This is a genomic window from Nitrospira sp. (assembly GCA_016715825.1).
In the GTDB taxonomy this organism is placed as follows: Bacteria; Nitrospirota; Nitrospiria; order Nitrospirales; family Nitrospiraceae; genus Nitrospira_D.
In genome coordinates this window covers 168674-177694 of the sequence record JADJXO010000005.1, presented here as the reverse complement: position 1 = coordinate 177694, position 9021 = coordinate 168674, and the positions used below count along the sequence as shown (strand labels likewise).

The 9021-nt window shown below is 55.2% G+C and carries 10 protein-coding genes; 7 read left to right on the top strand and 3 right to left on the bottom strand.

Annotated elements, in window-relative coordinates; genetic code table 11:
- Window positions 1-24 precede the first annotated feature (24 nt).
- Window positions 25-558, top strand: coding sequence for a porin family protein (locus IPM58_13155; protein ID MBK9308000.1), 534 nt, complete (start codon window positions 25-27; stop codon window positions 556-558).
- Window positions 559-584: 26 nt separating this feature from the next.
- Here the strand turns inward: IPM58_13155 and IPM58_13150 are convergent, their stop codons facing one another.
- Window positions 585-3002 carry an endonuclease MutS2 gene (locus tag IPM58_13150; protein MBK9307999.1) on the bottom strand — a complete coding sequence of 806 codons (2418 nt, stop codon included), beginning with the start codon at window positions 3000-3002 and terminating at the stop codon, window positions 585-587.
- Between the two features lie 229 nt (window positions 3003-3231).
- On the opposite strand from IPM58_13150, the gene gap reads away from it, so the two are divergent.
- The 4 genes from gap to secG all read left to right on the top strand — a co-directional run bounded on the left by gap (window position 3232) and on the right by secG (window position 6734).
- Window positions 3232-4233, top strand: coding sequence for a type I glyceraldehyde-3-phosphate dehydrogenase (gene gap, locus IPM58_13145; protein ID MBK9307998.1), 1002 nt, complete (start codon window positions 3232-3234; stop codon window positions 4231-4233).
- Window positions 4234-4339: 106 nt separating this feature from the next.
- Window positions 4340-5533, top strand: coding sequence for a phosphoglycerate kinase (locus IPM58_13140; protein MBK9307997.1), 1194 nt, complete (start codon window positions 4340-4342; stop codon window positions 5531-5533).
- A gap of 40 nt (window positions 5534-5573) precedes the next feature.
- Window positions 5574-6356, top strand: coding sequence for a triose-phosphate isomerase (locus tag IPM58_13135; GenBank protein ID MBK9307996.1), 783 nt, complete (start codon window positions 5574-5576; stop codon window positions 6354-6356).
- Between the two features lie 6 nt (window positions 6357-6362).
- Window positions 6363-6734, top strand: coding sequence for a preprotein translocase subunit SecG (secG, locus tag IPM58_13130; GenBank protein ID MBK9307995.1), 372 nt, complete (start codon window positions 6363-6365; stop codon window positions 6732-6734).
- A gap of 107 nt (window positions 6735-6841) precedes the next feature.
- On the opposite strand, the gene IPM58_13125 is transcribed toward secG, so the two are convergent.
- Both IPM58_13125 and IPM58_13120 read right to left on the bottom strand, forming a co-directional pair.
- A complete protein-coding gene (locus IPM58_13125; protein MBK9307994.1) occupies window positions 6842-7756 on the bottom strand; it encodes a branched-chain amino acid transaminase in 915 nt (304 codons plus the stop codon).
- 104 nt (window positions 7757-7860) lie between these two features.
- Window positions 7861-8205, bottom strand: coding sequence for a PilZ domain-containing protein (locus IPM58_13120; protein ID MBK9307993.1), 345 nt, complete (start codon window positions 8203-8205; stop codon window positions 7861-7863).
- A gap of 213 nt (window positions 8206-8418) precedes the next feature.
- On the opposite strand from IPM58_13120, the gene rplU reads away from it, so the two are divergent.
- On the top strand, window positions 8419-8733 hold the full coding sequence (rplU, locus tag IPM58_13115) for a 50S ribosomal protein L21 (GenBank protein MBK9307992.1): 315 nt from the start codon (window positions 8419-8421) through the stop codon (window positions 8731-8733).
- Between the two features lie 20 nt (window positions 8734-8753).
- The gene (gene rpmA, locus IPM58_13110; protein ID MBK9307991.1) at window positions 8754-9017 is read left to right on the top strand and encodes a 50S ribosomal protein L27; all 264 of its coding nucleotides are present in this window, start codon (window positions 8754-8756) and stop codon (window positions 9015-9017) included.
- Window positions 9018-9021: the final 4 nt, after the last annotated feature.

Below are 9021 nucleotides of genomic sequence, written 5' to 3'. Positions count from 1 at the left end.
GGAGATGTTGAAGTGAGTGGATATGTGCTGGGTAGCTGGCCCCGCGACGAACCGGTGTTTAACCAAGGGACTACGGTTACGGCCTCAATCCAACAAGGCTTTGGCGCAGGGTTGAAGGTCGGGCTTTACCCTGCAGTACTGCATCGATTCGTGGGTCTCGAGCTTGATTCCAACATACATAGCGGGCGATTGTCATTTCCGAACATCGCCAAGGGACAAAGGGAAGAGGTCGGTCGCTCCGACCTACTCCTGATTAAATCAACATTCAATGTGGTCTTGCGCTACCCAGGCGTGACATTCCGCCCCTACCTCGGCGCTGGGATCGGCTGGTCAACGGCCACTCTCCTTAACCCCAATATCGCTGGACGAGACGATGAAGACTTCGGCGCCGCTCGTGCGTTTGGATATCAGTACCTCGGTGGCGCGCAATTCATACTTACCTCCTCTATCTTCCTGTTTGTCGAATATCGGTACTTCCTTTCCGATTTCCACTGGAAAGGGATCGCCGTGGATTTTCGAGATCACAATGCTTTGGTAGGAGCTGGCCTGCGGTTTTAGTTTATAGAATGAAATCAACGGCCCCCTTAACGAATTCGTGCCACGGTCACTCCATCCCCACCCTCGGCTCGATCGCCAGGGCGAAACTCAGCCACATAGGGCGAATCTTTGAGATACTCCCGCAAGGCGGATTTGAGACGACCAGTGCCGTGACCGTGAATGATGCGGAGATACGGCGCCTCGTCCAACGTCGCCCGATCGAGCGCCGCGATGACCTGATCGAGGGCTTCGTCTGTCGCCTGGCCTCGCACGTCCACCACGGTCTGTTCATCCAGCCCGAGCCCATGACTCATTGAGACTCGCCGTGAACCTGAAGCCGACGACACCGGCTGTGCTGGCATCGCGTTTGATTCACGGGCGATACCGATAAGGCTTGAGACGCTCGCCAGGACTTCACCTTCCCCAACCTTGACACGAACACGTTTTTTCCCCTGTGGTGAGTCAAGCAAACTCCCCGACATACCCAATCCGACGATCTCGACGGCATCGCCGACCGTCAGTTGTTCAACCGGAATCGAGTCGTGAATAGGAGCCAGCTCTTGTCGCGTTTTCACCTCCAACTCACCGAGTCGCTGTTTGGCTTCTTTTGCCTTGATGAGTTTCTGATCTCGCTTGAGCGCGTCGACCGTGGCCTGCACTTCCGCCCGTGCCCGCTGGAACTGCTCGCCAAGCTTTTTCTTGAGACCTTGTCGAGCCTCCTGTTGGGCCTCTTCCAGCTGCGCTCGAATCACCTGTGCGTCGCGAGCGGCTTGCTCGGCTTCTTGCCTGGCCTGTCGGGCCTTTTCATGATCGTCAATCAGCTGGTGTTGCTTTCGCTGCAGATCGGCCATCAACTCGTCAAGCCGTTGATCCTCACGGCGCAACCGTTTCCTCGCATCGGTCAAAATGGCTTGATCCATACCGAGACGGCCGGCAATTTCCAAGGCCGATGAACCACCGGGGATTCCCATGAATAGTCGATAGGTCGGTGCGAGACGCTCAACGTCGAATTCCACACTGGCATTCGCAAACCCAGGTGTCGTCTGTGCCAATTCTTTGAGCGCACCATAATGCGTGGTGGCCACCACCTTCATATTCAGCTCAGCCAAGCGGCACAGCAGCGCCTCGGCCAACGCCGCTCCTTCCTGCGGATCAGTTGAGGTCACCGGTTCATCCAGCAGCACGAGCGAACGTTGGATACTGGATTCGCTCGAAGTCAGTCCTGTCGCACTCTCGGACAGAAGCTGAATCATCTGCATCATATGTGCGGAAAAACTGGAGAGGTCGCGGGTCAAGTCTTGGGCATCACCGATATCGGCATGGAGATCGGTAAAAATTGCCATCTCGGATTCTGGAGCACAGGGAAGATGCAGTCCGGCCCTGACCATCAGGGCAAACAGCCCGACAATCTTGAGCGTGACGGTTTTCCCTCCGGTATTCGGCCCGGAGATCACCAACACGCGAACGCCTTCATCCATAAGAATATCGTTCGCCAGGACATCGTCCTTCGCGATGAGCAGCAGCGGATGCCGTGCCCGTTTAAGCATGATTCGCCCCGTTTCATTCAACAGAACAGGGCTGCATTTCAGCCGCCGGCTCACCTCAGCCTTCGCCCTGATGACATCCCACTCAGCCAGCACCTCGATTCCTTGGCTGATCGCGTCTGCTTTTCCCGCCACCAGACTGGTCAGCTCCCGCAGGATGCGCTGTACCTCACGCTCCACCTCGAGATCGGCCATCTTGATGGAGTTGTTCAACTCGACCAATTCACGCGGCTCGAGAAAGACGGTGGCACCGCTCGCTGAAATATCATGGACAATTCCCGGTATTCTCCCTCGCATATCCGCCTTGACCGGCACCACATACCGACCTTCTCGTTGGGCGAAATACGATTCCTGAAGAACCTCCTCGTATCGCCTTGAATGCAAGATCTGCTCGAGCTTCTGACGCATCGCATGTTTCAATTCCCCGGCATGATGAGTCAGGCGTCGCAACTCCGGCGATGCCGTGTCTTTCATGGATCCGTCGGATTGTATCGCACCCTCAATGGCCTTGAGGATTCCCTGTAGACTCTTGCTGACCTGTAGCGGTTCCACGGTGCGGGCGAGGGCGTGGATCTCGTCTCGATGAGAGACGGCATATCGCTCGATATCCGCCATCAGTGCCAAGATGATCGCACAATCTCTCAACTCCCCGGCCTCGAGTACCCCTCCCTTCTTGGACCGAGTCAGCTGCTCCCGTATGTCAGGAAAGGACAGCGTGGGGACTGGATCGCTCCCTTCGAGCAGACTCACCATTTCTGTGGTCTCTTGTTGCCGTAGCGAGACACCCACCAGCTCGGTCGACAGGGAAAGGATTCGGCACCGGGCAACGCCGATCGCCGACTGCGCCTGTTGCGAGAGAAACGCCAACAAGCGCGGCCATTCCACTGCCTGCGCCGCCTGTTCACATACCGCCTGATGCATGTCGAATGTGCTCCTCGATGTCCTTCGGAATCTACCGAAACGCCCTGAGTGAAACAAGATCCGAATCCACCGGACTCCGGAACTCCTACGTAGGTTTGGATGAATTTGGAAATGCGGTACGCACTCCCTGTATCTTGACAAGAAGGAGACACCATCGATAGTATCGAGCTTCGTGTGGGGCTTCCAAATCTGCCCTAAACAAACATAGTTCTAAGTAGAGGAATACACTATGGCCATTCGAGTTGGAATCAATGGATTCGGACGCATCGGACGCAATGTGTTCCGCGCCGCAATGGACGATCAAGATCTTCAGATCGTCGCCATCAATGATCTCACAGACGCCAAGACACTGGCCTATCTCCTCAAATACGACTCAGTCCATGGAACACTGCCGGCCAATGTCGAAGCTAAAGAAGATCAGATCCTCGTCGATGGAAAACCGATCAAGGTGCTGGCCTTCAAGGACCCCAAAGAACTTCCATGGAAAGCGCTGAACGTCGATGTGGTCATCGAATCCACCGGTCGATTCACTGATCGGGAATCGGCTGGTAAACATCTGTCGGCCGGCGCCAAGCATGTGATCATCTCCGCACCGGCGAAAGACCCCGATGTGACTATTGTGCTCGGTGTGAACGACAACAAGTTCGATCCGAAGTCCCATCACATCGTATCCAATGCCTCCTGCACAACCAACTGCCTGGCGCCTGTCGCCAAGGTTTTGTTGGAGACCTTCGGAATCAAACACGGAGTCATGACCACGATCCATTCTTACACGAACGATCAGCAACTGTTGGACCTTCCACACAAGGATCTTCGGCGTGCGCGCGCCGCAGGGATGTCGATGATTCCGACCAGCACCGGTGCTGCGAAGGCTCTCCACCTCGTGATCCCCGAACTCAAAGGCAAACTGGACGGACTCGCGATTCGAGTGCCGACGCCGAATGTGTCACTGGTCGACCTCACCGTCGAAACTGAGAAGGATTGTGATATTGCGTCCGTAAATGCCGCCTTCAAGAAAGCGGCGGACGGTCCGCTCAAAGGCATTCTCAAGTACTCCGAAGAGCCCCTCGTCTCCATCGACCAAAAAGGGGACCCGCACTCGGCCACTGTCGATGCTCCCTTGACGAATGTGGTGGACAAGCGTCTCGTCAAAGTCACCGCCTGGTACGACAACGAGTGGGGCTATTCTTGCCGTGTCAAAGACCTGGTGAAAGTGCTGGCAGGGAAATAACTGCAACACACCTGTGACAGGGATGACCCAGCAGGGGTTTTCTTAACATCGACCCCACCCATGGGCTCATCCCCCAACGTGGCTGAATTAAGGAGTGCGGATGAACCTGCACAAACAAACGATTGACGATGTGCAACTTCGTGGGAAGCGAGTCATCATCCGCGCTGATTTCAACGTCCCTCTCGATGAATCGCTACAGATTACCGATGACACCCGTATCCGCTCGACCTTGCCGACCATTAATCGTGTCGTCGATGAGGGCGCCAAAGTCATCCTGTGCTCGCATCTTGGCCGTCCAAATGGTGCGTTCGACCCCAAATACAGCTTAGCCCCTGTCGCCAAACGCCTTGGACGACTGTTGGGGAAAGACGTGACCTTCGCTCCGGACTGTATGGGCCCGGCCGTCGAAAAGCTAGTCGGCAAGATGAAAGACGGAGACGTGCTCTTACTGGAGAATCTTCGTTTTCACGCCGGCGAAGAAAAAAACGATGACACCTTCGCCAAAGCCCTGGCCTCACTGGGTGATGTCTTCATTAATGACGCATTTGGAGCGGCCCATCGAGCGCATGCCTCGACCGTCGGCATCACCAAGTACATCAAGGATTCAGCGGCTGGAGCCCTGCTGAAAAAAGAAATCGAATATCTTGAAGGTGCGGTTGCCAATCCCGTGCGCCCTTTTGCCGCTGTCCTGGGAGGCGCGAAGGTATCCGGAAAGATCGGCGTCATTGAAAACCTGGGAAAGAAGGTTGATAAGGTCATCATCGGCGGCGGCATGGCGTTTACCTTCTTGAAGGCAAAAGGCATGGAGATCGGAAATTCACTCGTTGAAATGGACATGCTGGATTTTGCGCGCGGCATCGAAGACCATGCCCTCTCACGCGGAGTCAAATTTTACCTCCCCGTCGATTGTGTGGTGGCCGCCAGCCGGGACGTAGGCGCGGAAACAAAGATTGTTCCCGTCCAAGAGATTCCCAAAGGGTGGTATGCGTTGGATATTGGCCCAGCCTCGGTCAAGCTATTCAATGAAGCGGTCCAAAACGCCAAAACCATCCTGTGGAACGGGCCGATGGGCGTGTTTGAAATCGACGCCTATGCCAGAGGCACCTTTGCCATGGCCCATGCGATCGCCGACGCTTATGCCCTCACGATCGTCGGTGGCGGCGAGACCGCGCTGGCTGTTCATCGGGCCGGCGTATCCGAAAGCATGTCGTTCATTTCGACCGGGGGTGGTGCCGCGCTGGAACTACTCGAAGGGAAAACACTTCCTGGCCTCGCAGCGCTGCCGGACCGATCAAATTGATCCATACCTCCTCATTGAACCCAACATCACGAGGATAAGTTTGCGCAGAGTTCTCATCGTCGGTAATTGGAAAATGAACAAGACCGCGTCCGAAGCGGCCACGTTCGTCCGTGCCCTGAGTGAACGCCTTCATGGTCTCTCCTCACCCATTGAGCTTGTCGTGGCTCCTCCATTCACCGCCCTGCAAACGGTCCGCACGGCACTTGAGTCGTCCTTTCCTCTACAGCTTGGAGCGCAAGATATGTTTTGGGAGGATCAGGGTGCCTACACGGGAGAGATTTCGGCCCCAATGCTTGTGGACCTTGGCTGTCGCTATGTCATTCTTGGTCACTCAGAACGGCGAACCCTCTTCGGCGAACAAAGCCACAGCCTCCAGAAGAAGATCCGAGCCGCGCTCAAGCACGGCCTCCGCCCGATCCTCTGCGTCGGCGAATCGCTCACGCAGCGTGAAAATGGAATGACTGACGACGTACTCACCCAACAGTTGAATGAAAGTCTGTCCGGCTTCACCGCCGACGCCTTGAGTGGAATAACCGTCGCCTATGAACCCATCTGGGCGATCGGGACCGGGAAGTCCGCAACGGCTGAGCAAGCCGTAGCCGCCCACAAAACGATTCGGCGAGTCCTGGCTACCACAATTTCTCCCGCGAATGCTGACTCAACTCGGATTCTCTATGGCGGGAGCGTCACACCTCAGAACATTGAATCCCTTCTCGCTTCCAACCAGGTGGACGGCGCACTGATCGGAGGTGCTTGTCTCCAGGTCGAGTCCTTTGCTACAATCGCCCGCGTTGCATCAACCGCTCGCTCAATCGGAGTCTAAGATTTCATGCTCTACACCGCAATCGTCGTCATTCATGTCTTCGTCTGTTTTCTGATGATCGGAGCGATTCTTCTCCAATCCGGGAAAGGAGCGGAGATCGGCGCCGCTTTTGGCGGATCGAGTCAAACGGTGTTCGGCAGCCGTGGCCCTGCCAACTTCTTGAGCAAGCTGACGGTGGTCGTGGCGGCGATATTCATGGTCACCTCGTTCAGCCTAGCGATCTTGGCGAAGCAACAAAACTTCTCCTCCACCGTCATCGATATGGAGCCAAAGAACGAATCAAAGAGCGAATCTGTACCTCCAGCAGCTGACCCTGCTGCCAAGCCATCAGAGGAGGTACACCCTGCTGTAGGAGAGACTTCCGAGGAGAGTCACTAAATCAGGGTAGGCCAAACTCTTGACGGTTCGTGAGCCAAGCAAACCAACCACCCACCCACCTTCGAACCCATGCGTTCGGGTGCCGCTAGAATGTGTCTGAGAGCGTGTCAGACTCGAGTCAGCCAAGACTCGTGCGCAGCATCTTCTCCACGCACGATTGAAAAGAAGGCATCTTGAAGAGTTCGTGTAATCGGCCCTGGAGTGCCGTTTCCGATTCGGCGACGATCGATCTCTCTGACCGGCGTCAGCTCCGCGGCCGTTCCGGTCACGAAAACCTCATCTGCAATGTACAGCTCGTCACGCGTGAATCGTTCTTCGACGACAGTAATGTTTCGCTCTCGCGCCAGTTGCATGACGGAGTCTCTGGTAATTCCCTCAAGCACCGAAGTCAATGGTGTGGTTTTAAGGATACCCCGACGAATCATAAACACGTTTTCGCCCGTTCCCTCGGCGACATATCCCTCCGGATCGAGAAGAATAGCTTCGTCATATCCATCGGCCTTCGCCTGTTGCTTCGCCATAATGGAGTTCACATAGTATCCGGATATTTTCCCTCTGGTCATGGACACATTCACATGATGTCGCGTGAATGAGGAGATACAGGCGCGCATCCCATTCGCCAACGCCTCGTCTCCCAGGTACGCCCCCCATTTCCACGCTGCGATGGCCACCCGAATGGGATTGTCTCCCGGATGCACCCCCATCGTTCCATACCCAATGTAGACCAGTGGACGAATATAACAGGCATCGAGACGATTGATGCGAACCGTTTCTAGAATAGCATCGGTGATCTGTTTTTGGTCATAGGGCATGCCCATCATGCCGATGTGCGCGGAGTTGAACAGTCGATCGACGTGCTCCTGAAGTCGAAAGATGGCGGATCCTGATTTTCCTTTGTAACACCGGAGACCCTCAAACGCTGCCAGGCCATAGTGGAGCGAATGCGTGAGAATATGGACATTTGCCTCGCCCCACGCCACAAATTTTCCGTCCATCCAAATTTTTTCGACCGGCTCCAGCATTGAGAGCAATCTCCGCGGTTAAGGAAACCTGTTGTCAGGCCGTGTGCCGAGTGAAATATAGCGTGAGGCTACTTGAGGGTCAAGCAAAGGGACCGGCACTGGAACTAAGAAGACGCACAATACGCGCGCAAGCGAGCACTGAGAAACGTTCCGATTCGATCTTCACCATCCGGACTCATCGTCACGACTTTGGCACCAAACAGCAGCCCGCGCACCCAGCGAACGGTTACCCGCTGGATTTCCACCGGCTCATCCTTATCTAGGAGCGTAATTCGAACCGCCAATTCCATACCTGGTACGACCTGGTGGTCGCCCAACACCCGGAACCCGTTCCGGCAAAGATTGATCACCATTCCCTTTCCAAGAAAATCGTCACCCAAGTAATATAGGGCACAACGAACGGGAATCCGGTGGTAGGTACGAATCACAAACTTATTGGCGTGCGGCATTGTTCTGCGTGCGCTCCCAGTCCAAAAGAGGACCGTCTGCTGTTCACTCCCCTACCTCGATGGAGCAGACCATACGCGTTGACGCAGGCTCCAGCCTAGCCCTCCAAGAGAGGGGGCCTGCTCGCATCTGGGATCTCAGACACCCCTGCTTCCGCTTGACAGTCTCAGTCACCACATGTTAAATGAAGCGTTCTTTAATTTCGGAGAAGAGACATGTACGCAATTATTGAAACGGGCGGTAAGCAATATCGAGTTGAAGCAGGAGCGACGATTCAGGTTGCGAGCCTACCCGGAGATGTCGGATCCCAAATCGAGCTGAACCAAGTCCGTCTCGTGCATGGTGAGGGCGGGCTCCTGGTTGGACAACCACTTATCAGTGGCGCGACGGTAACGGCCCAAATTGTGCGTCACGGACGAACTCGTTCAATTACTGTGTTCAAGAAGAAACGCCGCAAGAATTACCGCCGTACCCGCGGACACCGGCAAGGTTTCACGAAGCTGCTTATTACCAATATTGCGTCAGCGTAACGGACTCAAGAGGACTTACCATGGCAACAAACAAGGGTGGCGGATCATCGCGTAACGGTCGTGACAGCAATCCACAGTATCTAGGCGTGAAAGCCTACGGTGGTCAGACGGTCACGGCTGGTAGTATCATTGTCCGTCAGCGCGGCACTAAATTCTTTCCTGGATTCAATGTGGACCTCGGAAGGGATCATACGCTATTTGCAAAAATGAGCGGCGTGGTCAAGTTCGAAGGTGGGCGAGGCAAACGGAAAGTCAGCGTGTATCCCAGCCCAGCCAAGTCCTGATTCT

Bases quoted from the DNA above. Each gene is read 5' to 3' on its own strand.
- rpmA (MBK9307991.1), top strand. From the start codon at position 8,754: ATGGCAACAAACAAGGGTGGCGGATCATCGCGTAACGGTCGTGACAGC.
- gap (MBK9307998.1), top strand. From the start codon at position 3,232: ATGGCCATTCGAGTTGGAATCAATGGATTCGGACGCATCGGACGCAAT.
- IPM58_13150 (MBK9307999.1), bottom strand. From the start codon at position 3,002: ATGCATCAGGCGGTATGTGAACAGGCGGCGCAGGCAGTGGAATGGCCG.
- secG (MBK9307995.1), top strand. From the start codon at position 6,363: ATGCTCTACACCGCAATCGTCGTCATTCATGTCTTCGTCTGTTTTCTG.
- rplU (MBK9307992.1), top strand. From the start codon at position 8,419: ATGTACGCAATTATTGAAACGGGCGGTAAGCAATATCGAGTTGAAGCA.
- IPM58_13125 (MBK9307994.1), bottom strand. From the start codon at position 7,756: ATGCTGGAGCCGGTCGAAAAAATTTGGATGGACGGAAAATTTGTGGCG.
- IPM58_13120 (MBK9307993.1), bottom strand. From the start codon at position 8,205: ATGCCGCACGCCAATAAGTTTGTGATTCGTACCTACCACCGGATTCCC.